Raw genomic sequence first — 25,944 nt, 5'->3', positions numbered from 1 at the left:
GCGATGAATCTATAAAATAATCGGTAGTGATGATTTTTTTAAGAATCAGATTTGTCCTCTTCTGTAAAAAGTCCTTTTGAATGTTTTATAATTATAGGCATTTGGGTAAGCATGAAAAGGACTGTTATAGGCATGACGCCAAATACTTTGAAACTTGTCCAGAAATTATCGCTAAAATTACGCCAAATTATTTCATTCAAAATGGCAAGAAAAATGAAAAAAAACGCCCAACGATAGGTAAGTTTTTGCCAACCTAAATCATCAAGTTTTAAGGTAGAATCAAGAGCATAACGTAAAAGTGGTTTTTTAAAAAACATCCCTCCAAAAAGTATAAAAGCAAATAAGCTATTAATGATTGTTGGTTTCATTTTTATGAAAGTTTCATTATGAAGCCAGAGAGTTAGAAAGCCAAAAACTAAAACAAATATTCCTGAAATAAGAGGCATAATAGGAATTTGTCTTGCAAGGATCCATGATAAGCTTAGGGAAATAATAATAGCCACCATAAAAATAGCTGTTGCAGGGAAAATAGGCTTACTAAAATTTTGAAAAAATCCAATGTTTTTTATCAGCCATTCTCCCTTATAATTGGCAAAAAAGAAGGCAACCAATGGACCCATTTCCAAAAGAAACTTAAGTGTTGGTGAGAGAGAAATTTTTTTATTGTTATTCATCTTTTTTTCAGAATTATTGTGTAAATTAAGATTAGATAAAGGCTGTTTCATGCGTGTTTTCCTGCAATAGTTTCGGCAAAGTCAGAAGCAGAAAAGGGTTGAAGGTCTTCAATATCTTCTCCTATACCGATAAAATAAACGGGTAATTTATATTTTGCTGCGATAGCGACAAGAATTCCTCCTCGTGCAGTCCCATCTAGCTTTGTCATAACTAAACCATTAACACCAGCAATATCACTGAAAATGTCCACTTGGTTGAGTGCATTTTGTCCGGTTGTTGCATCAAGAGTTTGAAGGATTGTGTGGGGTGCTTGGGGGGTGTGTTTTTTTAAAACACGAATAATTTTTGCCAACTCATCCATTAATTCAGATTTATTTTGTAAACGCCCTGCTGTATCAATAATTAATACATCACTGTTTGTTTTTTTTGCTTTTTCATAAGCATCAAATGCTAAGCTGGCGGCATCTGCACCCAATTTTGTCGAAATAACAGGAGAATTGGTACGTTCACCCCAAATGTGTAGTTGCTCAATAGCAGCGGCTCGGAAAGTATCACCTGCTGCCAGCATAACTTTTAATCCCCCTTCTGTTAATTTGGCTGAAAGTTTTCCAATAGTTGTCGTTTTTCCAGTGCCATTTACACCTACCAGCAAAATAACATGAGGTTTATGGCTGAGATCAAGTTCTAATGGTATTGCAACAGGTTCCAGAACTTTTTTGACCTCATCAGCTACAATAGTATGAATATCATCTGGGGAGAGGTTTTTTCCGTAACGACTGGAAGCTAAAGTATTTGTGATGCGTGTTGCCGTCTCTACACCTATGTCAGCTTGGATAAGAATATCTTCGAGCTCTTGCAGTGTATCTTCATCAAGTTTTCTTTTAACAAAGAGATCGCCAATTGATCCGCTTAGGCGTTGTGAAGAAAGGGATAGGCCTTTTTTAAGGCGCCCAAACCACGCTGTCTTTTTTTGTTCAACAGAAGGTTCAGATAAAATTTCTTCATTCTTTTTTTCACGGATGTTGTCTGTGACAATAATTTTACCAGAAAAGGGAATTTTATCAGAATGGGATTCTAGAAATGGAGATTTTTCATCATATTTTGTAAGTATTGACTCTGGATTTTTTGTTTGTTCTTCTTTTTCTGTGTTTATAGAGATTTGATTATTTTTTGTCTTTTCATTTTTGTCTTTATTTTCTTCTATTATATCGCTTTTATCAGGAATAGAAATCTGTTGTTCAATTTCTTGCTCTTGAGATTTGTTAAAAGAGAATATTTTTTTTATAAAAGATTTAGTCATAAGAATTCTCCTGCTCAAGCAGCGTTTAATTTTGGAGGGACAGCAATCAATTTATCGCCATCATGATCAACGATAAGGGCTTGAACAATTGTTCCTGCTTTTGCACCTTTAACTTGTACAAGAGTATAATCTTCTGTTCGTCCGATTTCATCTTTTTCAACGAGAATTGTTTGTAGACTGTTTTGTAAATGAGCAAGATGCTTTTGGTAAGCCATATCACCTGCTTTACGCAATTTTTCAGCACGCAGCTTAACTATTTTACGGTTGATTTGTGGCATACGTGCGGCAGGTGTTCCTTCTCTTGGACTAAAGGGGAAGACATGGAGATGGGTTAAATTACAATCTTTGATTAAGGCAAGACTATTTTGAAACATCTCTTCTGTTTCTGTAGGAAAACCAGCAATTAAGTCGGCACCATAAACCATTGTAGAACGTTTGGCACGCAATTCTTGGCAAAATTGAATGGCATGTTCGCGCAGATGACGCCGTTTCATCCGTTTTAAAATCATATTATCACCTGCTTGCAAAGATAAATGCAAATGGGGCATGATTCTTGTTTCATAAGCTAAAAGATTTATGAGTTCTTCGTCTGCTTCAATAGAGTCAATAGATGAGAGGCGTAATCGGGCTAAGTCAGGGACATGATGCAAAATAGCTGAAGTTAATTTTCCTAGAGTAGCTTTTCCAGGAAGATCGTGGCCATAACTTGTAAGGTCAACACCTGTAAGGACCACTTCTTGGATACCCCCACCTATCAGCTTTTTAATTTGTTCTATGACAGCACCCATGGGAACTGAACGAGATGGTCCTCGTCCATAAGGAATAATGCAAAATGTACAGCGGTGATCGCATCCGTTTTGTACCTGTACAAAAGCGCGGGTGCGCTCTTGCATTGCACTGACCATATGTGGAGCAATTTTTTGTACTTCCATAATGTCATTGATATGCACCTTTTCAGAATGATTAATACCAAAATCAGGAAGTTGACGATAAGAATGAGCGTGAAGTTTATCTTCGTTTCCTAAAACAAGATCTACTTCTGTCATTGAGGCAAAATTTTGTGCTTCTGTTTGGGCTGCACACCCTGTTACAATGATACGCGCATGAGGATTTTCACGTCTTGCTTTGCGGATAGCTTGTTTTGCTTGTCGTACGGCTTCGGCAGTGACAGCACAGGTATTAAAGATAATAGCACCATCTTTAAGTTGATCTAGCCCTGAAGAAGTACTTTCTTTGCGAATGATTTCCGATTCGTAGCTATTAAGTCGACAACCAAAAGTTACAATTTCTATTGCCATCAGGAGTGATCCTTTTTGTAACACCCTGTTAAAGGGCTTAAAAAACCACTAAAGTGATATTTAATTGGTCCTGTCATGATAATATGATCGTCTTCTCGGTAAAAAATATTAAGTTTTCCCTTTGGTAAATTTACATCAACATGGCGCTCTGTAAGTCCACGACGATAAGCAGCCACTGCACTTGCACAAGCAGCACTCCCACATGCTTGTGTTAATCCTGCCCCTCGCTCCCATGTACGTAAATTTAGACTTTTCTTTGACGTTATGCAAGCAATGGAAATATTGCACCGTTCGGGAAACAGGGGATCATGTTCAAGTTTTGGCCCATATTTTTCTAATGGAATATGTTGAATATCATTTTCAACAAAAAAGATAGCATGGAGATTGCCAATGGATATGAGACAAGCGTCTTTTAGGGGACCAGCGATAATTTCTACGTGATTGGTATCAACTATTTCACGTGAAACAGGCATCTCTTTTGCATTGAAATTTGGGCATCCCATATCAACAGAAATGAGATTATCGGTTTGGTATTTTCCTTCAATAATTCCAGCGGGAGTTTCTAAATGAAATTTTTCACCAAAATTGTGATCTTTAAGCCATGCGATGACACAGCGGGTACCATTGCCACAAGCTTTAGCCATTGATCCGTCGGCATTCCATATTTCTATGCGGAAGTCGGTTTTTTTCTGGGTTGGTGTGTGGATAGCCATGATTTGATCAAAATGCATTTCAGGATCTGCCGACAAAGCAAGGATTGCTTGTGGTGTAAGAGCGTATGTGCTTTCACGCATATCAACAACAATAATTTGATTTCCAAGACCGTCCATTTTGCTAAATGGCGTTTTCATGAAATTTCTCTATTTCTAATGATTACTTATAAAAAGATATATGACTGAAAATATTATAAATTTCTAGTGTTTAATAAATATAAAATTGGGCACATAAATTATTTCTTTTAAAATAAGTGATTTTAACCTGTTTTTTTTAATTTGTTAATTTATCTTTGTAACTATAACAAATATTCGCTTAATTTTTTTGTGAACTTATTTATTGTCGTGGGAGAGAGTACAGACATGGCGTTTTCAAAAGTTTCGTTTTTCGTTGCACTATCAACTGTAATGTTTTTAGGGGGATGTTCAACAACACGGTTTGATGGTAATGACGATGGTAACGCATTAGAAGTTTTTTATCCATCTCAACAAATGACAATATTAGAAGCGTCTGATCTGTCGTCTACTTCTTCGTCGATATCTGAAGATGCAAACGCTCCGATGTATGAAAAAGGAGATTCTCAGAGCGATGGACGAATGGCTAGTCTCGAATTGCCAAGTAATGCTACTGATTTATTTCCTGCAAGTGTTGCTGGGGTGTGGAATCTTTCTATGGGAGGAAAAGTTTGCCGGATTGCAACTCCACAAACAAAGTTTGGACAAGGGTACCGTGCTGGTCCTTTACACTGTCCAGGAATTGCTTCCCAAGTGAGATCGTGGGCTGTTAAAGGAAAAAGATTATATTTTTATAATAACTCTGGACGTGTTATCCTCGTTCTTTATTCTTCAAATGTTGATCGTTTTGAGGGACGTACACTTGATGATCATCCCGTTATTTTAAGTCGTTAAATCATTTTTGATCGTTTATGACAAACTAAACTAGACGGACAGATTCTTGAAAAGTATTTGTATTTTTCATTGAGATCGGTTTGAAAAAGGTTTTTTGGATGATTCTCGTTTCAACACGTTATAAGGAGCTTGTCGCTAAAGGAGAGGTTTGTTTTGATCCCGCTCAATTAGCTATAACAGAATATTTTGATCATTTATTAAAAAAAATTGCGGAACAAAATATCTCTCATCCTTTGCCTTGGATATTTTGCTCTTTCTTTAACAGAATATTTAAAAGGAAAAAACAAAATATTTCTTGTGTTGTAAAACAAGGAGATGAAACAGGTTTTTTTCAGGGACTGTATATTTATGGTGAAGTAGGACGGGGCAAAACCATGCTGATGGATTTGTTCTTTTCTTGTTTGCCTAAAGGTCATAAAAAGCGTGCCCATTTTAATGATTTTATGGCTGATGTGCATGAGCGTATTAATTTTTATCGTCAAGCATCTGGGTGTGCAAAATTTAAACAAGATAATCCTATTTTAGCTGTTGCTGAGGATCTTGCACGAGAAGCAAAAGTACTTTGTTTTGATGAGTTTAGTGTAACGGATATTGCTGATGCTATGGTATTGGGGCGGCTTATTTCTGCTCTGTTTGATAAAGGAATTTTCTTTATTGCGACTTCAAATGTGGCGCCAGATAACCTTTATTGTAACGGTTTAAATCGTGAGCTCTTTTTGCCTTTTATTCAAGTTTTGAAAGCATATGTTCGTGTTGTTAATCTTGATGCAAAAACAGATTATCGCCTTGAAAAATCAAATCTACAACAGATGTATGTATCGCCGTTGGGGGTTCAAGCAAATGAATATATGGATCAAGCATGGACACTTGTATTGCGAGGACATAAGGAGATGTCTGATGAGCTTTCTATAAAAGGGCGCTTTATTCCTATTCCGCGCTTTGGTGCAGGATGTGCTCGTTTTGATTATGGGGATTTATGTGAAAAGCCTTTGGCCGCGGCTGAATATTTGTTATTAGGGGAGCGTTATCATACGATTTTTATTGATAATGTACCGGTCATGGATGATACATGTCGCAATGAAACAAAACGGTTTATTTTGCTTATTGATATTCTTTATGAGCGCCACATACGGTTGTTTATGTCGGCTGCGGCAGGGATAGGGGCTTTGTATAAAGGGCATGCGCAGATTACGGAAACATTTGAATTTCAAAGAACACAATCACGTCTTTTCGAAATGCAAAGCTACGATTATTTAAAACTTTGGGAAGAACATTTTCTTTTGAAGAAGAAGCATTGATTATACTTTTACCTTTACGTAAACTGTCAAAACAATAACTTTTTGAAATTAAAGAAATATAATAATTCTGTTGTATTTTTTTAAAATTCACTTTATCGATACATCGTGATAATTTTCTAATAGTTGTTTCAGCGGAGGGTTGTTGTTTCTGTAAGGAGATAAATTTGTAAATTTCATTTCTTTACTCCTTTTTATGATATTGTTTGAATATGGTTGAAGTCAAAAATATTCAGTATACGGACGCTGATGGGTGTGCGCTGAATTATCTAAAAGTTAGGAAAAAATAAAATGGCACGGAAAAAAATAGCTCTCATTGGTTCAGGTATGATTGGTGGTACTTTAGCACATATTATTGGGCTTAAAGAGCTTGCTGATGTGGTCTTATTTGATATTACAGAAGGTGTGCCACAAGGTAAGGCTCTAGATATCGCCGAATCTTCTCCTGTTGATGGTTTTGATATCAGTCTAAAAGGTGCTAATGCTTATGAAGCAATTGAAGGTGCTGATGTTGTTATTGTAACAGCAGGCGTTGCGCGAAAACCTGGTATGAGCCGTGATGAACTTTTGGGCATTAATTTAAAGGTTATGGAACAAGTTGGAGCTGGAATTAAAAAATACGCTTCTTCGGCGTTTGTTATTTGTATTACTAATCCCCTTGATGCGATGGTGTGGGCATTGCAGAAATTTTCAGGTCTCCCTACACATAAAGTGGTTGGTATGGCTGGTGTTCTTGATTCAGCGCGTTTTCGTCATTTCTTATCTGAGGAATTTAAGGTCTCTATTAAAGATGTGACAGCGTTTGTTTTAGGGGGCCACGGTGATTCAATGGTTCCTCTCGTGCGTTATTCAACGGTTGGTGGTATTTCTTTGCCTGATCTTATAAAGATGGGCTGGACAACACAGGGAAGAATTGATCAAATTATCCAGCGTACCCGTGATGGCGGTGCAGAAATTGTTGGTTTGTTAAAAACAGGTTCTGCTTATTATGCACCAGCAGCTTCTGCTGTTTCTATGGCTGAGGCCTACCTAAAGGATACTAAGCGTGTTGTGCCTGTTGCAGCTTATCTTTCAGGAGAATATGGGGTTAATGATACCTATGTTGGGGTACCTGTTGTACTTGGTGCAGGTGGTGTTGAACGAGTCATTGAAATTGATCTTGATAAAGAAGAAAGAGGTGCTTTTGATCATTCAGTAAATGCGGTTAAAAAGCTTTGTGAAGCTTGTATTGCTCTTGTACCTAGTCTCAAGTAAATTGAACAAGATTTAATTCATTAAAATAAGTATTTAGAATGTTAAAACTTTAGGATTAATAAGATCCATAAAAGAAAAGGACAAATGCATGAATATCCATGAGTATCAGGCCAAACGTCTGCTTCATGAATATGGAGCACCAATTGCAAATGGTGTCGCTGTTTATTCTGTAGAGCAAGCTGAAAAATGGGCGGAAAAATTGCCCGGACCTCTCTATGTGGTTAAAAGTCAGATACACGCTGGTGGTCGTGGTAAGGGTAAGTTTAAAGAACTTGGTCCTGATGCAAAGGGTGGTGTTCGGCTTGCACAATCTGTTGAAGAAGTTGTTGCAAATGTTCAAGAAATGCTTGGAAAAACTTTGGTAACCAAACAAACTGGTCCAGAGGGTAAGCAGGTCAACCGCCTTTATATTGAAGATGGTGCCGATATTGAACGGGAGCTTTATCTTTCACTTTTGGTTGATCGTAGCGTTGGTCGAATTGCTTTTGTTGTTTCAACAGAAGGTGGAATGGATATTGAAACGGTTGCTGAAGAGACACCAGAAAAAATATTCACGCTTCCCATTGATGCTGTAGAGGGTGTTACTTCAGCTGATTGTGCAAGACTTTGTGATGCGTTGAAACTACAAAGTAGTGCGCGAGAAGATGGTGAAAAGCTTTTTTCGATTCTCTATAAGGCATTTTGTGAAAAAGATATGAGCCTTTTAGAAATCAATCCGCTTATTGTGATGAAAGATGGTCACTTGCGTGTTCTTGATGCGAAAGTTTCTTTTGATAATAATGCTCTGTTTCGTCATCCAGATATTTTAGAATTGCGCGATCTTTCAGAAGAAGATCCAAAGGAAATAGAAGCATCAAAGCATGATCTTGCTTATGTTGCTCTTGAGGGTACGATTGGTTGCATGGTTAATGGTGCTGGGCTTGCTATGGCAACAATGGATATCATTAAGCTTTATGGAGCAGAGCCAGCGAATTTTTTGGATGTTGGTGGTGGAGCATCAAAAGAAAAGGTGACAGCTGCTTTTAAAATTATTACGGCCGATCCAAATGTTAAGGGCATTTTAGTTAACATTTTTGGTGGTATTATGCGTTGTGATGTCATTGCTGAAGGTGTGGTTGCTGCTGTTCGTGAGGTTGGTTTAAAGGTTCCCTTGGTTGTTCGTCTTGAAGGTACTAATGTTGAGCAAGGTAAAGCAATTATCAATGAGAGTGGTTTGAATGTTATTCCTGCTGATGATTTAGATGATGCTGCCCAAAAAATTGTTGCAGCCGTGAAGGGAGCTTAAGCTATGTCAATTCTTGTGAATAAAGAGACAAAAGTTCTAGTTCAAGGGCTTACAGGAAAAACAGGAACATTTCATACAGAACAGGCACTTGCTTATCATGGTACGCAAATGGTTGGTGGCGTTAATCCTAAAAAGGGTGGAGAAACATGGGAAGGTTTAAAAGGCGAAACTCTTCCTATTTTCGCTAATGTTGCAGAAGCAAAAGAAAAAACAGGTGCAGATGCTTCCGTTATTTATGTTCCTCCTGCAGGGGCTGCGGCAGCTATTATAGAGGCTATAGAAGCTGAAGTTCGTTTAATTATCTGTATTACGGAAGGTATTCCCGTTATGGATATGGTTAAAGTGAAGGCGCGATTAGAAAACTCAAAGTCTCGTCTTATTGGTCCTAATTGTCCCGGTATTCTTACACCAAATGAATGTAAAATTGGTATTATGCCTGGTTCTATTTTTAGAAAAGGTTCTGTTGGGGTTGTCTCGAGGTCGGGAACTTTAACTTATGAAGCCGTTTTTCAAACGAGTCAGGAAGGTCTCGGACAAACAACTGCTATAGGGATTGGTGGCGATCCTGTTAAGGGTACTGAATTTATTGATGTGTTGGAAATGTTTTTAGCGGATGATGAAACCGAGTCTATTGTTATGATTGGTGAGATTGGTGGTTCTGCTGAAGAAGAAGCAGCACAGTTTCTGCAAGATGAAGCAAGAAAAGGTCGAAAAAAGCCAGTTGTTGGCTTTATTGCTGGCCGTACGGCTCCTCCAGGACGTACAATGGGACATGCTGGTGCTGTTATTTCTGGTGGTAAAGGTGGAGCAGAAGATAAAATTGCGGCAATGGAATCAGCAGGGATTCGTGTGTCTTCTTCGCCATCACAGATAGGTAAGACTTTGATGTCAGTTTTGAAAGGCTAAAAGAAAGTTTCACCTGAATAAGAAAAGGTTCTTAGATTCAGGTGAGAAAACTTGAGTATAAAAAGGTAAAACTTTTTTGAATGTTCGAATCACTGCTTGTTTGTAAGCATTTAAAGGTCAAAAAGAGATATAAGGAGACGGAATAAATGTTCCGGAGAAGTATATGGCAAGGCAGGACGAAATAAATAGCCTTTTTGCACAGACATCATTTCTTTATGGTGGGAATGCGGATTATATAGATCAACTTTATGCTCAATATGAAAAAGATCCTACCAGTGTTGATTCACAGTGGCGTGCTTTTTTTGAAGGACTTCATGATAATAAAGAAGATGTTCTTAAAAATGCTGAAGGAGCAACATGGCAGCGTGATCATTGGCCATTAAAAGCAGAGGGTGAATTGATTTCTGCTCTTGATGGTGATTGGTCTTCTCTTGAAAAATATTTTGGCGATAAATTAAAGGAAAAAGCAATAACAGGTGCTGCACAAAAGGGAAAAACTTCCAGTGAACAAGATATTATTCGTGCAACACGTGATTCCGTTCATGCAATTATGATGATTCGTGCGTTTCGAGAACGGGGACATCTTCATGCGCAACTTGACCCTCTTCAATTGGCCGAAAAACAAGAAGATTATAAGGAACTTTCTCCAGAAGCGTATGGTTTTACTCCAGCTGATTACGAGCGTCCCATTTTTATTGATAATGTTTTAGGGTTGGAATATGCAACTATTCCGCAAATGCTTGAGATTCTCAATCGTACCTATTGTTCAACAATCGGTGTGGAATATATGCATGTTTCTGATCCGGTTCAGAAAGTATGGCTTCAAGAACGCATTGAAGGGCGAGATAAAAAAAATTCTTTCACACACCAAGACAAGAAAGCTATTCTGAATAAGCTTATTCAGGCAGAGGGATTCGAACAGTTTTTAGACACTAAATATAAAGGCACAAAGCGTTTTGGACTCGATGGTGGTGAGGCGTTGATTCCCGCTCTTGAGCAGATTATCAAATGTGGTAGTGCTTTGGGGGTTAGGGAAGTTATTTTAGGGATGGCCCATCGTGGTCGTTTAAATGTTCTTTCACAAGTTCTTGCCAAACCGCATAGGGCTATTTTTCATGAATTCAAAGGGGGATCTTACAAGCCTGATGATGTGGAGGGATCCGGTGATGTCAAATATCATTTGGGAACTACCGCTGATCTGGACTTTGATGGTAAAAAAGTTCATTTATCGCTGTTGGCCAATCCATCTCATCTTGAGATTGTTGATCCGGTTGTTATGGGAAAAGCACGTGCTAAACAAGATCAACTTATGGGACATGCGCATACTGATTTACTCCCATTAAGTGAGCGTTCAAAAGTGATGCCATTGCTTATTCATGGTGATGCCGCTTTTGCAGGACAAGGCGTTATCCAAGAAACTTTTGGTCTTTCAGGTCTTAAAGGTTATCGTGTTGCAGGCTCACTTCATGTTATTATCAATAACCAGATTGGTTTTACAACATCTCCACGTTTTTCACGTTCTTCGCCTTATCCATCAGATGTCGCAAAAATGATTGACGCACCAATTTTCCATGTGAATGGTGATGATCCTGAGGCAGTTGTTTTTGTTGCCAAAATAGCAACAGAGTTTCGCCAGATTTTCCATAAACCAGTGGTTATTGATATGTTTTGTTATCGCCGTTATGGGCATAATGAAGGTGATGAACCTTCCTTTACGCAGCCGCTTATGTATAAAGCAATACGTAATCATAAAACAACACTTCAACTTTATAGTGACCAATTGGTAGCAGAAGGAATGGTTACTTCAGAAGAGATTGAGCAACAAAAAAAATTATGGCGCGATAAACTTGAAGGTGAACTTGAAGCAAGTGCTTCTTATAAACCTAATAAGGCTGATTGGCTTGATGGAAGCTGGACGGGACTCAAAGCTTTTAGTAGTTCTGATGAGCAGCATTCTAGAACAACTGGTGTTGAATTAAAAACTTTAAAGGAAATTGGTCAGAAAATTGTTGAAATTCCGGCAGATTTTCACGTTCACAAAACCATTCAACGTTTTTTAAATAATCGTGCTAAAATTTTTGAAACCGGTGAGGGTGTTGACTGGGCAACTGCTGAAGCTTTAGCTTTTGGTTCACTTTGTTTGGAAGGAGCACCGGTTCGTCTTTCCGGTGAAGATGTTGAACGGGGAACTTTTTCACAACGTCATTCAGTTCTTTATGACCAAGAAAATGAGGCGCGTTATATTCCTTTGAATCATTTACAAAAGGGGCAAGCGCTTTATGATGTTGTTAATTCTATGCTTTCTGAAGAAGCTGTTCTTGGTTTTGAATATGGATATTCTCTTGCTGAACCACGAGGATTAACACTTTGGGAAGCACAATTTGGTGATTTTTCTAATGGTGCACAGGTCATTTTTGATCAATTTATTTCATCCGCAGAGCGTAAGTGGCTTCGTATGTCTGGTCTTGTGTGTTTATTGCCTCATGGTTTTGAAGGGCAAGGGCCGGAGCATTCTTCTGCACGTTTAGAACGGTTTCTTCAACTTTGTGCGGAAGATAATATGCAGGTTGCTAATTGTACAACCCCTGCAAATTATTTTCATATTTTGCGTCGACAAATTAAGCGTGATTTCCGGAAGCCATTGATTTTGATGACACCGAAATCACTTTTACGTCATAAGCGAGCTGTTTCTTTTCTCAATGAAATGGGGCCAGAAACAAGTTTTTGTCGTGTGTTGCTTGATGATGCAGAATGTCTCAAAGATTCTGTCATTAAGTTGCAAAAAGATAATAAGATTCGCCGTGTCGTTCTTTGTACTGGTAAGGTTTATTACGACCTTTATGAAGAACGTGAAAAAAGGGGTATTGATGATGTTTACCTCCTTCGTGTTGAACAGCTTTATCCTTTCCCTGCAAAAGTTTTGGTGAATGTATTATCGCGCTTTTTGCAGGCGGAAGTTTTTTGGTGCCAAGAGGAACCAAAAAACATGGGGGCTTGGTCATTTATTGAGCCTTATTTGGAATGGGTTTTGACGCATATTAATGCGCAATATTCACGTGCTCGTTATGCAGGACGTCCTGCGAGTGCGTCACCGGCCTCTGGGTTAATGGTGAAACACCTTGAACAACTGGCTGCGTTTCTTAAAGACGCGTTAGGTTCTTAATTTATTACTACTCTGATGTATGGAAAAATATTATGACTACTGAAATTCGTGTTCCTACTTTGGGCGAATCGGTTACCGAAGCAACGGTTGGCAAATGGTTTAAAAAACTTGGCGAAGCTGTCGCTATGGATGAGCCTTTGGTTGAATTAGAAACTGATAAGGTAACCGTTGAAGTTCCTTCTCCTGTTGCTGGGAAATTATCTGAAATCATTGCAAAAGAAGGCGATACGGTTGAAGTAAATGCTCTTTTAGGAGTGGTGAAGGCTGGAGAAGCTGGTATCTCCCAATCACTTTCACCTTCTGCTACACTTGTTCCAGCGGCTTCATCTGAATCGGAGAAGCCTGCTTTGAGCAGTGCAATGCCTCCTTCTCCTTCAGCAGCAAAATTGATGGCTGAAAATAATGTTGCAAAAAGCGATATTTCAGGTTCTGGAAAACGTGGACAAATTCTTAAAGAAGATGTTCTTGGTGGATTAAAACAAAGTACAAATGCTCCTACACCCTCTTCTTCTGCGACGAGTTCTTCGGCAACTCCTGTCCAAGAAACACGTGAAGAGCGGGTTCGTATGACGAAATTGCGTCAAACAATTGCTCGCCGTCTTAAAGATGCACAAAATGTAGCAGCAATGTTAACCACATTTAATGAGGTTGATATGTCAGCAGTGATGGATTTGCGCAAGCGTTATAAGGATCTTTTTGAAAAGAAACATGGTGTTAAACTTGGTTTTATGGGTTTTTTTACCAAGGCTGTTTGTCATGCATTAAAAGAACTTCCTGCTGTTAATGCAGAGATTGATGGGACAGATATTGTTTACAAAAACTATGTTAATGTTGGAATTGCTGTTGGAACGGATAAAGGGCTTGTTGTTCCAGTGGTGCGAGATGCAGATCAAATGTCATTGGCAGAGATTGAAAAAGAGATTGGTCGTTTGGGGCGTCTTGCGCGTGATGGAAAATTAGCCGTTTCTGATATGCAGGGCGGAACTTTTACCATTACCAATGGTGGTGTGTATGGATCGTTGATGTCAACACCGATTTTGAATGCACCACAATCTGGTATTTTGGGAATGCATGCGATTAAAGAGCGAGCAATGGTTGTTGAGGGTCAAGTTGTGATCCGCCCCATGATGTATTTAGCGCTTTCTTATGATCATCGTATTGTGGATGGGCAAGAAGCTGTGACTTTCCTTGTGCGTGTTAAGGAAAGCTTAGAAGATCCGGAACGCCTTGTTCTTGATTTGTAAAATACAGTTTTCAGGATGAAAGGAGAAACGGATGTCTTATGATGTGGCTGTGATCGGAGCGGGTCCAGGTGGTTATGTAGCAGCAATAAAAGCGGCGCAACTGGGACTTAAAGTAGCAATTATTGAAAAGCGTACAACATTAGGAGGAACATGTCTCAACGTTGGTTGTATTCCTTCTAAAGCGTTGCTGCATGCTTCAGAAGTGTTTTCTGAAACCCAGCATGGTTTTGAAACGCTTGGTATTTCTATTGGTAAATCTAAGCTTAATCTTGAACAAATGATGGTTCATAAGAAAGCTGTGGTGACAGCCAATACGAGTGGTGTTTCTTTTTTGATGAAAAAAAATAAAGTTGATACTTTTTTGGGGACAGCCAAAATTTTGAGTGCGGGTCATGTGGAAGTTGTTGCCAGAGATGGTAATAAACAAACAATTGAGACAAAAAATATTATTATTGCTACCGGTTCAGAGAGTTCAGGCATTCCAGGGGTGAATGTTGAAATTGATGAAAAGACTATTGTTTCTTCTACGGGAGCTCTTTCACTTGAAAAAGTACCAACGCATATGATTGTAGTAGGTGCTGGTGTCATTGGTTCAGAACTTGGATCAGTTTGGAGCCGTTTAGGTGCTAAGGTGACCATTATTGAGTATCTTAATAAAGTTTTGGGCTCAATGGATGGTGAAGTTTCACGGCAATTTCAGAAATTAATGGAAAAACAGGGGATTGAATATAAAACGGGTGCAAAGGTAACAGCTGTTACACAATCTGGCTCAACTGCTCAGGTGAGCTTTGAATCTGTCAAAGGTGGTGAATCTGAAACTTTAGAGGCTGATGTTGTGCTTATTGCTACTGGACGTTCTCCTTATACAGAGGGGCTTGGATTACAAGAGGCTGGTGTTCAGTTAGATGAACGCGGATTTATTGCAATTGATGCTCATTGGCAGACGAATGTTCCAGGAATTTATGCGATTGGTGATGTCGTAAAAGGGCCAATGCTAGCACATAAAGCAGAGGAAGAAGGCGTTGCTGTGGCAGAAATTTTGGCAGGTCAAAAAGGGCATGTTAATTTTGATGTTATTCCTAGTGTTGTTTATACACAGCCGGAAATTGCGAGTGTAGGAAGGACAGAAGAAGAGCTAAAAACTGCTGGTATTGAATATAATGTTGGCAAATTTCCTTTTATGGCTAATGGTCGTGCACGTGCAATGCAAAAGAGTGATGGGTTCGTTAAAATCCTTTCTGATAAAAAAACAGATCGGGTATTAGGGGGGCATATTCTTGGATTTGGTGCTGGTGAAATGATCCATGAAATTGCAGTTTTAATGGAATTTGGAGGTTCATCAGAAGATCTGGGACGTTGTTGCCATGCACATCCTACCTTATCAGAAGCCGTGCGTGAGGCAGCTTTGGCAACATTTGCTAAACCACTTCATATTTAAAAAGCTTTTAAAAAGTAAATTTTAAAAGGTACGGGGGGCAGAAAATATTTGTGAAGCATGCAACAACATTTTAAAACTTAAAAAAAGAATATAACCAATTGTATTGAAATGTTCCATTTGTTGTATGCTTTTCGATAGTTAATGTTTTAGATATCTGTTGTGCAGTTTTGATTGATTATTCTGTTGTGCACTATCGTTTAGAGCGGTGGTGTTTAGTCTATGTAAAGTTTTATATATGGGGTAGTTTTTATACTGTTATAAAATATTTAAGATAGGATTCTGAGCCTATCTGCGTGCTTTGTGTTAAGAAAACATCTCTCAAAATGCTTAAATCTACTTCGCGATGGTGTTCATGAATGGTATAGCTGTAAAGTTCCTCTTGAAATATATGAAATTCATTCAAACTGTTATAAGACCTATTGTGCACTATAATCTTTATGTTTAGTAAAAGTACACGCTGGTATTATAATACACTTTTTCAGTTCTCAATATTGCTAAAGCTCTTTATTATTTGAGAGTTTTCATAAGAGAATTTTTATTCTGTTCTTTTATCATTTTACCTCACACGCTCGTTTTGTTTGTGATGTGCAGACAAAAGATTTTAATTGCTTCAATGTGAGAGAGTTTGTGATTAAGAGAATTTTACAGTATTCAGCGTTATAAATCAACATGTTGTATATGATGGTGAATCATATGAAGAGAGAAGCCAAGAGGAATTCACCCAAAGAAATTGAATTGTTTAATGATTGGTGTGGGTTAAGGATCTTTGTCATTTAAGATGAAGAGGGGGGAGGGATTGAATATTCTACAAAATACCGCTCTTCTTTAAAAGAGCGGTATTTTTATATCTTTTGTTTATGACACTATCTTTTTGATGATAATGACAAGTTATACAGTGTGATTAAATTAGTTTTTCTTCTCTGTTTTTCTTGATCATTGCTCGCTATGTCTTAAAAAGATGCTATGTCTCTTCTTTAGGGTTGTTAAGAAATCGCAATTTTGCCAAAATATAACGAATAGCTAAAATTTTTTTGAAAACCATAATTACACGAGAATATTAAGTTTGTTTTCATTGGGCAGTTTTGTGATAACTTAAAAAATCAAGCATATGCTTTCTATAGGTATTAAAATTGTAATTTTTTATCCTCTTGTTGTTCTCTTATAAAAGTGGGAAGCCCCATATGATCAAGATATTTAAGGAAAGGGTGGGGTGGTAATTCTTCCACATTGACCATAGTTTTAACATCCCATTCACCTGTGGCAATAAGAAGAGCTGTTGCGGCTGCTGGTACGCCAGCCGTATAGGAAATGCCTTGTGCCCCAGTTTCATGAAAAGCTTGTTTGTGATCGGCTATATTATAGATAAAAATTTCTCTCGGGTTTCCATCTTTTTCGCCTTTAATAAGATCTCCAATACAGGTTTTTCCTGTATAGTCTGGGGCGAGAGAGGAAGGGTTGGGTAAGACGGCCTTTACGACTTTCAAGGGCACGACTTCTTGTCCTTCTGCTGTCTTAATGGGCTGTTCAGATAAGAGACCAAGATTTTTCAGAACCGTAAAAACAGTGATATAACGATCACCAAATCCCATCCAGAAACGGACATTCTCTACATCAAGATTTTTGGAAAGTGAATGAATTTCATCATGTCCTGTCATATAGGCTTTTTGTTTTCCCACAACGGGAAGATCCCATTCATGGCTGACTTCAAACATTTTATTGGAAGTCCATTTTTTATTTTGCCATGACCATACTTGTCCTGTAAATTCACGGAAGTTAATTTCTGGATCAAAATTTGTAGCAAACCAACGTCCATGATTTCCGGCATTAATATCAATAATATCAATATCTGTGATTTTATCAAAATAATCATCGCGCGCTAATGCTGCATAAGCATTCACTACACCTGGGTCAAAACCTGCTCCTAAAATAGCGGTTATACCAGCTTTTTCACATTCTGGACGCCGAGGCCATTCATAATTGCCATACCAAGGAGGTGTTTCACAAATTTTCAATGGGTCTTCATGAATCGCTGTATCGATATAAGCGCATTTTGTTTCAATACAAGCTGAAAGAACAGACATATTAAGAAAGGCAGAACCAACATTAATGACAATTTCACATTTGGTCTTTTGGATGAGCTTTATAGTTTCTTCTACATTCATGGCATTGAGCGAATGGCTTTTGAGAACACCTTGCTCTTTCATTGTGTTTTTTTCTTTAATAGAAGCAATGATGGCTTCACATTTTTTGAGTGTTCGTGAAGCAATATGAATTTCACCAAGAATATCGTTGTTTTGAGCACATTTGTGTGCAACAACTTGTGCAACACCTCCAGCACCAATAATGAGAACATTTTTTTTCATTGTAGGTCCATCTCCCTTTTTAATACTGTTGTATGACGTTTTTTATGGTTTATCTTTATGAAAGGCTTTCCTGATAGTCGTTATAGCTGAATTGGCGTTGAAGTGTTAATGTACCATCGCACTCTTTGAGAACAATAGCAGGCATTGTAACGCCATTAAACCAGTTTTTCTTGACCATTGTATAACCTGCTGCATCCTGAAAAGACAGTCTATCGCCTATTTTAAGAGGTTTTTGAAATTGAAATGTTCCAAAAATATCGCCGGCAAGACAAGATTTTCCACAAATCATAATTTCGTGTGGTCCTAGATTGGGTTCTAATTTGGCATTTTCACGATAAATGAGAAGATCAAGCATATGTGCTTCAATTGAGCTATCAACGATGGCTAGATTCTTTTCATTATACAATGTGTCAAGAACACTGACTTCTAATGTGGTGCTTTTGGTAATAGCAGCTTCTCCTGGTTCTAGAAAAAGAGTGACACCATGAGTTTTAGAAAATTGTTTTAAGCGTTTTGCGAAAGCTTCTAGAGGATAATTTTCAGCCGTAAAATGGATTCCGCCGCCAAGGCTTATCCAGTCAACAGCAGAAAAAAGTTCTGCAAATTTTTCTTCCATATATCCAAGCATTTGGTTAAAAAGATTAAAGTCAGCATTTTCACAATTGTTATGGATCATCAATCCGTTGATAAGAGGCAGAACTTCTTTGATAGCGCTTTGGTTTGTTTCTCCTAAGCGGCTAAAAGGGCGAGAGGGGTTGGCAAGATCAAAATTTGATGCGCTGATTCCTGGGTTTAACCTTAAACCTCTTTGAATGGTTTTTGTTGCATCAGAAAAGCGTTGAAGCTGTTGGATGGAATTAAAGATGATTTTATCTGCATAACCACAGGCTTCATCAATTTCATCATCTGCCCAAGCCACTGAATAAGCATGGGTTTCTTTGCCAAATTTTTCTCTTCCTAAACGTAGTTCATAAAGGGATGATGATGTGGTTCCATCCATGAACTCAGACATTAAATCAAAAACACTCCATGTGGCAAAACATTTTAAAGCAAGTAAAATTTTAGCTCCGGACATTTCCCGTAAACGAGAAATTGTTTGCATGTTTTTGATGAGTTTCGATTTGTCTATAAGATAGTAGGGGGTTTTTATCATCATTTATTCATTCTTTTTTGAAGGATCTTATTGCCAAGATCAACGTTTAGTACAAAGAGTAACAGAATGTCTCAAGAAAAAAGAATCTTAAGAAAAGAATCTGTTTCTGTCTAGCAAGAGAAAGGCTTTCTGTAATTACTGTTGTTTATTATGTTGAGTTTTTTGTTATGAGTATGAAAAAAAAATTATATTATGCTTTAGCTTTTGTATTTGTTAGCAGTTTTTTCATTATAACAACCACTCTTGTTAATTGGGGGCAAAATAGAAGTGACGCTAAAGCCAAACTGGTTACTCAGACTTCTGTCCTAGATAGTTCGGTGCCTCTGATTTTTACGGGGCGTAGAGAACTTAATGGTTTCAAAGGTTATCGTCATTATCGGCGTGGTTATCGTAAATACAGTGATAATTGGTGGTATCCTGAAGTGGCATTTGTTACATCACCGCACTTAAGCACAAAAGGCGCATCATTAAAAGTTGTACCAGATGCTAAAAAAGTGTTTTTAACGTTTTCTTCGGAAAAATTAGAAAAAAAAGAGCCATGGATGCTTAAACAACATATTGAATCTTGCCGTGCGCGTTATCGCTCTTATAATAAAAATGATAATAGTTTTCAGCCTTTTCATGGGGGGCGTAGGCAGTGTTTATCCCGCTTTTTTAAAGGATAGAAATTAAATAAAATTTTAATTGCTTCTTGTCGTGGGCGTTATTGTTCTTACAATAAAGAGAAGACTTGTGTGGTGCGCAGTATTTTCATGCAAGCATTGTTTTTTTTAAAAATTTAAATGCTTTTAAGTTTTATTAAATCTTATTATCATTAAGTGTGGAATGGGGGGGTGAGAATATAAGTTTTTGTTTTGTCGATGACAAAATATTAAGGTAAAATGGAGTTTAAAGAATGACAACACGGGAAGCAATGTTGGTATTGCTCGTTTTGCTTCCCTTTGGTGGAAGTGCTGTCATTGGCTTTTTTCGTTCGACAGCAAAAAATAATGAAGCGTGGTTTGCTGGGGTCGTCGCACTTTTCTGTCTTATTTTTACAATAATGCTTTATCCGGAAGTTCGCGGAAACCACATAGTGCGTTTAGATATTTCTTGGCTTCCAGAATGGGGAAGCGATTTTATTCTCCGCATAGATGGTTTGTCGTGGCTTTTTTGCTTGCTTATTACAGGGATTGGGCTGCTTGTTGTCATTTATTCACGTTATTACATAGATCCAGCGGATTCTGTACCGCGTTTTTTTTCCTTTTTTTTGGCCTTTATGGGATCAATGATAGGAATAGTTTTATCAGGTAATCTCGTCTTTTTGGTTGTTTTCTGGGAACTCACCAGTATTTTTTCTTTTTTGCTGATCGGCTATTGGTACCATAATGCAAGTGCGCGTGAGGGTGCGCGTATGGCTCTAACGATCACAGGTTTTGGCGGCTTTGCTCTTTTTATTGGAGTTTTATTGATTGGGTATACTGTTGGCAGTTTTGATTTGGATAAGGTGCTACAGTCTGGAGATATGATCCGGTCAAGTTCTCTTTATAGTCCTATCCTTATTTGTATTTTATTGGGAGGGTTAACAAAAAGCGCGCAATTTCCCTTTCATTTTTGGCTACCTAACGCGATGGCTGCTCCAACTCCCGTATCGGCTTATTTGCATTCGGCAACAATGGTAAAAGCGGGATTGTTTTTGCTTGTTCGTTTATGGCCTGTGCTCTCTGGAACAGAATCTTGGTTTTGGCTGGTTGGCTTTTCAGGACTCTCAACTCTTCTTCTAGGTGCTTATTTTTCGATGTTTCAGCAAGACTTGAAAGGACTGCTTGCGTACTCGACTATTAGTCATCTTGGATTAATTACAACACTTTTAAGTCTTGGTAGTCCACTTGCATGTGTTGCGGCAATCTTTCATATGGCCAATCATGCTACTTTTAAAGCTTCTTTATTTATGGCTGCTGGCATTATTGATCACGAGACGGGAACACGTGATATGCGTAAACTGTCAGGGCTTTATCGTTCTATGCCTATCACAGCAACTCTTGCTTTAGTTGCGAGTGCAGCGATGGCTGGGGTTCCTTTGTTGAATGGTTTTTTATCGAAAGAGATGTTTTTTGCTGAAGCTGTTGAAACGCATATGGAATCATGGCTCGATTGGATTGCGCCTTATGTGGCAACGCTAGCTAGTCTGTTTAGTGTGACCTATTCTATACGCTTTATTCATGGCGTTTTTTTAGGACAAAAGCCTGACAATTTACCCAAGACTCCCCATGAACCACCGCATTTCATGCGTTTACCAATGGAGCTTTTGGTGTTTATTTGTTTAGCGGTTGGTATTTTTCCTAATTTAACAATAGGACCTATTTTAGATAATGCGGTCGTGTCTGTTTTAGGAACAATGACAATTCCTTATAGTTTGGCTGTTTGGCATGGGTTTAACACTCCATTAGTGATGAGTTTTGTTGCATTATTAGGGGGCGGATTGCTCTATGCTGTCGGGCATCGTTATTTTTTATCCTGTGATGATGGGGCTCCTTTTTTCCGTCACTTAAAAGGACCGCGTATTTTTGAACGCATTCTCGTAATTATTTCTTGGAAATGGGCCCGTGCGGTGGAATCTGCTTTGTCAACACGCCGTTTGCAGATCCAATTGCATTGGATTTTTTGGGTCTGTTTTGCCTTTGTTGGTCTTTTACTTTGGTGCGATGGTTTCATTCCAGTGGGGACATTACCGCTTTTTCCACTTGATATTCCTTTTCTCGCTCTTTGGCTGGTTGGCGGATTATGTGCGCTTTTAGTTGCTTGGCGAGCAAAGTTTCATCGTCTTGCTTCACTTATGCTTTTAGGGGGAGCTGGTTTGATGACTTGTGCAACCTTTTTATGGCTTTCTGCTCCTGATTTAGCAATAACACAATTGGTTGTTGAGGTTGTTACAGTCGTTTTATTATTGCTTGGTTTACGGTGGTTGCCTAAACGTTTGCATGACCCTGGGCCAGCTGCTGTTCGTTTTTGGGTTCGCTTGCGTCGTTTCCGTGATTTCATCATATCCCTTGTAGGAGGTGCTGGTGTAGCATGGCTTTCTTTTGCAGTGATGACACGTCCCCAAGGTACAACGATTTCTGATTTTTTTCTAACGCATGCTTACTCAGATGCTGGTGGTCGCAATGTTGTGAATGTGTTATTGGTTGATTTCCGTGGTTTTGATACCATGGGAGAAATTGTGGTTTTGGGTGTTGTTTCCCTTACTGTTTTTGCCCTATTACGACGTTTTCGTCCTGCGCCTGAGAGTATTGATGCGCCTTTTCAACAACGTATCCAGAAAGCCTTTGATATAGCACAGCCTAATCGAAATGTGGGAGATACAGTATTGAATTATTTAGCTGTTCCTGCTGTTATTATGGGTTGGCTCTTTCCGATTATTATCGCTTTTGCTATTTATTTATTCATGCGAGGGCATGATCTGCCAGGAGGTGGATTTGTCGGTGGTATTACTTTGGCAATAGGATTTATTTTACAATATCTTGCACGCGATATTCGGTGGGTGGAAACGCATTTGAGAGTTTTACCTTTGCGTTGGATAGGCTTTGGCTTATTGTTGTCAGTCGTAACGGGGATGGGCTCTTGGTTTTTTGGATATCCTTTTTTAACATCCTTTTTTCGATATATTCATCTTCCGTTAATTGGGAAAGTTTCCATGGCATCCGCTTTTTTGTTTGATTTTGGTGTGCTTTCTCTTGTGTTAGGAGCAACTGTTCTCATTTTAATTGCACTTGCACACCAGTCAATTCGGAGTTACCGAATCGGTAAGAAACCTATTTTAAAAGAGAAGGAAAATTAATGGAAATTGTTCTTTCTTTGGGTATCGGTGTTTTTGTCGGATCAGGTATTTGGCTTGTTTTGCGTCCACGTACTTTTCAAGTCATTCTTGGTTTGTCCTTGATCTCCTATGGTGTTAATCTTTTTATATTTTCAATGAGTAGACCGCGTAGTAATGCTGCTCCAATTGTTGATCCTACCCCTGTTATTAATCCAGCTAATTATGTCGATCCTCTCCCACAAGCCTTGGTTTTAACTGCAATTGTGATTGGTTTTGCAACAACAGCTTTATTTTTAGTTATCTTGTTGGTTTCACGTGGTTTAACGGGTTCTGATCACGTTGATGGACGTGAGGTGCAATAATGGAAATAGGAGTGCATCATCTCCTTATTTTGCCTATTCTTTTGCCGTTAATCACTGGAGCACTTCTTCTTTTTTATGATGAACGTCGTGCAAGACTTAAATCATTCATCAGTCTTTCTTCTGCGGGACTGTTGGTCGTTACTGCTATTTTATTGATTATACGTACTCTTGAAATAGCACCGGCTTGCGATGTTTATCGACTTGGTAATTGGCCGTCTTCTTTTGGAATTGTTTTAGTCCTTGATCGCTTAAGCGCTATGATGCTTTTACTTTCCAGCTTGTTGATGACTAGCGTGTTGGTTTTTGCGCGGGCTCATTGGTACAAAGCTGGTTCTCATTTTCAGTCACTAATGCAATTTTTTATGGTGGGGATAAATGGTGCTTTTTTGACTGGTGATTTATTTAATTTATTTGTGTTTTTTGAAGTTATGTTAACAGCTTCCTATGGGCTTGCTTTGCATGGTTCTGGTCAGACACGCGTGCGCGCAGGGTTGCATTATGTCGTGGTTAATCTTGTTGCTTCATTATTTTTTTTAGTTGGTATAGCGCTCATTTATGGAGTCGTTGGTACTCTTAATATGGCCGATTTGGCTGTTAAAATAAAATATATATCTTCTACAGATATTGTTTTGTTCGAAATAGGTGTTGCACTTTTAGGTATTGCTTTTTTGCTTAAAGCGGGTATGTGGCCGCTTAATTTTTGGTTGGTGCCAACTTACAGTGCAGCAGTAGCACCAGTTGGAGCTTCTTTTGCACTTTTGAGCAAGGTGGGTATTTATATTATTTTACGTTTAACGTTGCTATGGTTTGGTTCTGAAAGTGAATATTTTAACCATTTTGGTCATACGGTTTTGTTTTATGGTGGGCTTGCCACTATGATTGTTGGTTTTATTGGGGTATTGGCAAGCCAAGTTTTGGTGCGTTTGGCAGCTTATAGTGTCCTTGTCTCTTCTGGTACATTGTTGGCCGCGATCGGGATCGGCAATGCAGCACTGACAGCAGGTGCACTTTTTTATATTGTTTCTTCAACTTTAGCACTGGGAGCTTTTTTTCTTTTGGTAGAGTTGGTTGAACGCTGTCAAGATGTGGCTGCAAATGTTCTTGCTGTCACAATGGAGGTGTATGGTGACGATGAAGAGGAGGAAGAAGATGAAGTTGGCATCTATTTTCCGGTAACCTTGGCAATTCTTGGAGCTTGTTTTGGTATTTGTGCCATTTTGATTATTGGATTGCCGCCTTTTTCTGGTTTTGTTGCTAAATTTATGATGTTCATGGCAATTTTAAATCACAGTAGAGAGGATTTTTCTGTCTCTCTACCGGTTTACCAAGATTGGCTTTTTGTAGTTTTTGTCACTCTCTCTGGTTTTGCGGCTTTGATTGCATTGACACGAACGGGTATCCGAACTTTTTGGGTTTCTCTTGAAGGGCGTATTCCCCGTGTGCAAGTGATAGAATTTGCGCCTATTGCCGTTCTCCTTGCTTTGTGTTTTCTTATAACAATTGTAGCCAGTCCTGTTAGTCATTATATGTCTGAAACTGCTAAGACTTTGTATGAACCTCAAAACTATATTGGGAGCGTTTTAACGGATTTTTCTCTCGAAAATAGGGAGGTGAGTAAATGAATCGTTTTTGTCCTTCCCCTTTTTTCAGTGGTGTCATTGTCCTTATGTGGCTTATTTTAAATGGTTTTAGTTTAGGGCAATTTCTTTTAGGGATTTTAACCGCTTTGTTTTGTGGTTGGATGATACGGCTTCTGGAGCCGGAGAAGGCTGTTATTAAAAGCTGGAGTGCGGTTTTTCGTCTCGTTTTTCGAGTATTTATAGATTCTATATTCTCAAATTTTTCGGTGACTTGGTTTGTTTTAACAAAAAGGTCTCGAGAGCAGAAATCTGGTTTTATTGTAGTACCTCTTCTGCTTCATAATCGCACTGCTTTGGCTATTTTAGCATGCATCCTTTCGGCAACCCCTGGAACTGCTTGGGTTGCCTATAATAGTAAAAAGGGTGAACTTTTGCTTCATGTCTTAAATTTTAAAAATGGATATGATTACAAACAGTTGATCAAACAACGGTATGAGCAATTGCTTTTGGAGATTTTTTTATGAGTATGGTGATTCTTTATTGGGGGCTTTTCTTTTCACAGTTTTTTTTAAGTTTAGCGGTGATTTTCGCGCTGTTTCGGTTGATTCGTGGTCCACGGGCGCAGGATAGAATTGTTGGTTTGGATGCCCTTTATATAAGCACTATTCTTTTGTTTCTTACATTCGATATTCGTTCAGGAACAACCGCTTATTTTGTCGCAGCTCTCATTATTGGATTGTTGGGATCTGTCTCAAGCATCGCTTTGGCGAAATTTCTTATGCGGGGGGAGATTATTGAATGAAAGATGATATATCGCTTGTGGTTGCTATTGCTATCACAGTTTTCTTAATATTAGGGTCTGGATTGACATTGATCGCAACGATAGGTTTGGTGCGTTTTTCCAATTTTTATAAGCGTTTGCATATGCTTTCAGTATGTACGAGTTGGGGCGTTGGTAGTATTCTTATTTCTTCATTTCTTTATTCAATATTTGTGGACCATTATTTTGTTTTTCATGAAGTGTTGCTAATGTTTTTTTTATTTTTAACAGCACCGGTAGCTTCTATGTTGCTCTCACATACAGCAGCTTATCGACATCATTCAGAAGAACAGTCAGAAAAACCGCTGGCTCTTTTATTACACCAGACGGAGGAAAAGTCATCCACGTCAGAAGGAACATCAAGAGATGAGAGCCAGCGCGGTTCTTGAA

At 38.5% G+C, this 25,944-nt stretch carries 21 protein-coding genes; 15 read left to right on the top strand and 6 right to left on the bottom strand.

The window, feature by feature from the left end:
- Nucleotides 1-38: 38 nt before the first annotated feature.
- From ACFIL7_RS05665 to dapF, 4 genes are read right to left on the bottom strand one after another with little or no spacing between them, the layout of a single operon-like run.
- A complete protein-coding gene (locus ACFIL7_RS05665; protein ID WP_375620900.1) occupies nucleotides 39-725 on the bottom strand; it encodes a septation protein A in 687 nt (228 codons plus the stop codon).
- Nucleotides 722-1,975, bottom strand: coding sequence for a signal recognition particle-docking protein FtsY (gene ftsY / locus ACFIL7_RS05660; RefSeq protein WP_375638139.1), 1,254 nt, complete (start codon nucleotides 1,973-1,975; stop codon nucleotides 722-724). The genes ACFIL7_RS05665 and ftsY overlap by 4 nt, the downstream gene beginning before the upstream one ends.
- A gap of 14 nt (nucleotides 1,976-1,989) precedes the next feature.
- A complete protein-coding gene (gene mtaB / locus ACFIL7_RS05655; RefSeq protein ID WP_375612759.1) occupies nucleotides 1,990-3,273 on the bottom strand; it encodes a tRNA (N(6)-L-threonylcarbamoyladenosine(37)-C(2))-methylthiotransferase MtaB in 1,284 nt (427 codons plus the stop codon).
- Nucleotides 3,273-4,124, bottom strand: a complete 852-nt coding sequence (gene dapF / locus ACFIL7_RS05650; protein ID WP_375628539.1) for a diaminopimelate epimerase — start codon at nucleotides 4,122-4,124, stop codon at nucleotides 3,273-3,275. The genes mtaB and dapF overlap by 1 nt, the downstream gene beginning before the upstream one ends.
- 225 nt (nucleotides 4,125-4,349) lie before the next feature.
- Between dapF and ACFIL7_RS05645 the strand changes: the two genes are divergently transcribed.
- The 8 genes from ACFIL7_RS05645 to lpdA all read left to right on the top strand — a co-directional run bounded on the left by ACFIL7_RS05645 (nucleotide 4,350) and on the right by lpdA (nucleotide 15,480).
- Nucleotides 4,350-4,895: an AprI/Inh family metalloprotease inhibitor gene (locus ACFIL7_RS05645; RefSeq protein WP_375620904.1), complete on the top strand. Its 546-nt coding sequence runs from the start codon at nucleotides 4,350-4,352 to the stop codon at nucleotides 4,893-4,895.
- Between the two features lie 98 nt (nucleotides 4,896-4,993).
- Nucleotides 4,994-6,193, top strand: a complete 1,200-nt coding sequence (gene zapE / locus ACFIL7_RS05640; RefSeq protein ID WP_375638137.1) for a cell division protein ZapE — start codon at nucleotides 4,994-4,996, stop codon at nucleotides 6,191-6,193.
- A gap of 288 nt (nucleotides 6,194-6,481) precedes the next feature.
- Entirely contained in the window at nucleotides 6,482-7,444 is a 963-nt protein-coding gene (gene mdh, locus ACFIL7_RS05635) for a malate dehydrogenase (RefSeq protein WP_375683431.1), read from the top strand.
- A gap of 88 nt (nucleotides 7,445-7,532) precedes the next feature.
- Nucleotides 7,533-8,729 carry an ADP-forming succinate--CoA ligase subunit beta gene (gene sucC / locus ACFIL7_RS05630; protein ID WP_375633629.1) on the top strand — a complete coding sequence of 399 codons (1,197 nt, stop codon included), beginning with the start codon at nucleotides 7,533-7,535 and terminating at the stop codon, nucleotides 8,727-8,729.
- Nucleotides 8,730-8,732: 3 nt separating this feature from the next.
- A complete protein-coding gene (sucD, locus tag ACFIL7_RS05625; RefSeq protein WP_375633942.1) occupies nucleotides 8,733-9,635 on the top strand; it encodes a succinate--CoA ligase subunit alpha in 903 nt (300 codons plus the stop codon).
- Nucleotides 9,636-9,798: 163 nt separating this feature from the next.
- Nucleotides 9,799-12,798 (top strand): 2-oxoglutarate dehydrogenase E1 component, encoded by a 3,000-nt coding sequence (locus ACFIL7_RS05620; protein WP_375633940.1) that lies wholly within the window; start codon nucleotides 9,799-9,801, stop codon nucleotides 12,796-12,798.
- 32 nt (nucleotides 12,799-12,830) lie between these two features.
- Entirely contained in the window at nucleotides 12,831-14,042 is a 1,212-nt protein-coding gene (gene odhB, locus ACFIL7_RS05615) for a 2-oxoglutarate dehydrogenase complex dihydrolipoyllysine-residue succinyltransferase (protein ID WP_375606076.1), read from the top strand.
- A gap of 31 nt (nucleotides 14,043-14,073) precedes the next feature.
- Nucleotides 14,074-15,480, top strand: coding sequence for a dihydrolipoyl dehydrogenase (gene lpdA / locus ACFIL7_RS05610; RefSeq protein WP_375633625.1), 1,407 nt, complete (start codon nucleotides 14,074-14,076; stop codon nucleotides 15,478-15,480).
- Between the two features lie 1,124 nt (nucleotides 15,481-16,604).
- Here lpdA and ACFIL7_RS05605 read toward each other — a convergent pair.
- Both ACFIL7_RS05605 and ACFIL7_RS05600 read right to left on the bottom strand, forming a co-directional pair.
- Nucleotides 16,605-17,843 carry a saccharopine dehydrogenase NADP-binding domain-containing protein gene (locus tag ACFIL7_RS05605; RefSeq protein WP_375633624.1) on the bottom strand — a complete coding sequence of 413 codons (1,239 nt, stop codon included), beginning with the start codon at nucleotides 17,841-17,843 and terminating at the stop codon, nucleotides 16,605-16,607.
- Nucleotides 17,844-17,898: 55 nt separating this feature from the next.
- Nucleotides 17,899-18,996 (bottom strand): carboxynorspermidine decarboxylase, encoded by a 1,098-nt coding sequence (locus ACFIL7_RS05600; RefSeq protein ID WP_375633736.1) that lies wholly within the window; start codon nucleotides 18,994-18,996, stop codon nucleotides 17,899-17,901.
- 167 nt (nucleotides 18,997-19,163) lie between these two features.
- Between ACFIL7_RS05600 and ACFIL7_RS05595 the strand changes: the two genes are divergently transcribed.
- From ACFIL7_RS05595 to mnhG, 7 genes are all read left to right on the top strand, one after another.
- Nucleotides 19,164-19,661: a BA14K family protein gene (locus ACFIL7_RS05595; RefSeq protein WP_375633623.1), complete on the top strand. Its 498-nt coding sequence runs from the start codon at nucleotides 19,164-19,166 to the stop codon at nucleotides 19,659-19,661.
- Nucleotides 19,662-19,891: 230 nt separating this feature from the next.
- On the top strand, nucleotides 19,892-22,813 hold the full coding sequence (locus tag ACFIL7_RS05590; protein ID WP_375633932.1) for a monovalent cation/H+ antiporter subunit A: 2,922 nt from the start codon (nucleotides 19,892-19,894) through the stop codon (nucleotides 22,811-22,813).
- Nucleotides 22,813-23,154: a Na+/H+ antiporter subunit C gene (locus ACFIL7_RS05585; protein ID WP_375617427.1), complete on the top strand. Its 342-nt coding sequence runs from the start codon at nucleotides 22,813-22,815 to the stop codon at nucleotides 23,152-23,154. Before ACFIL7_RS05590 ends, ACFIL7_RS05585 begins: the two co-directional genes overlap by 1 nt.
- Nucleotides 23,154-24,776, top strand: a complete 1,623-nt coding sequence (locus ACFIL7_RS05580; RefSeq protein WP_375633621.1) for a monovalent cation/H+ antiporter subunit D — start codon at nucleotides 23,154-23,156, stop codon at nucleotides 24,774-24,776. The genes ACFIL7_RS05585 and ACFIL7_RS05580 overlap by 1 nt, the downstream gene beginning before the upstream one ends.
- On the top strand, nucleotides 24,773-25,258 hold the full coding sequence (locus ACFIL7_RS05575) for a Na+/H+ antiporter subunit E (RefSeq protein WP_375683430.1): 486 nt from the start codon (nucleotides 24,773-24,775) through the stop codon (nucleotides 25,256-25,258). The genes ACFIL7_RS05580 and ACFIL7_RS05575 overlap by 4 nt, the downstream gene beginning before the upstream one ends.
- Nucleotides 25,255-25,536: a K+/H+ antiporter subunit F gene (locus ACFIL7_RS05570; RefSeq protein WP_375633620.1), complete on the top strand. Its 282-nt coding sequence runs from the start codon at nucleotides 25,255-25,257 to the stop codon at nucleotides 25,534-25,536. The genes ACFIL7_RS05575 and ACFIL7_RS05570 overlap by 4 nt, the downstream gene beginning before the upstream one ends.
- Nucleotides 25,533-25,943 carry a monovalent cation/H(+) antiporter subunit G gene (gene mnhG, locus ACFIL7_RS05565; protein WP_375633619.1) on the top strand — a complete coding sequence of 137 codons (411 nt, stop codon included), beginning with the start codon at nucleotides 25,533-25,535 and terminating at the stop codon, nucleotides 25,941-25,943. The genes ACFIL7_RS05570 and mnhG overlap by 4 nt, the downstream gene beginning before the upstream one ends.
- Nucleotide 25,944 lies beyond the last annotated feature (1 nt).

The sequence above is a fragment of the Bartonella sp. AP3QHHD genome, assembly GCF_042195765.1.
Lineage (GTDB): Bacteria > Pseudomonadota > Alphaproteobacteria > Rhizobiales > Rhizobiaceae > Bartonella.
The sequence above is the reverse complement of the archived record's forward strand: the minus strand, read 5'-3'. Positions and strand labels throughout refer to the sequence as shown.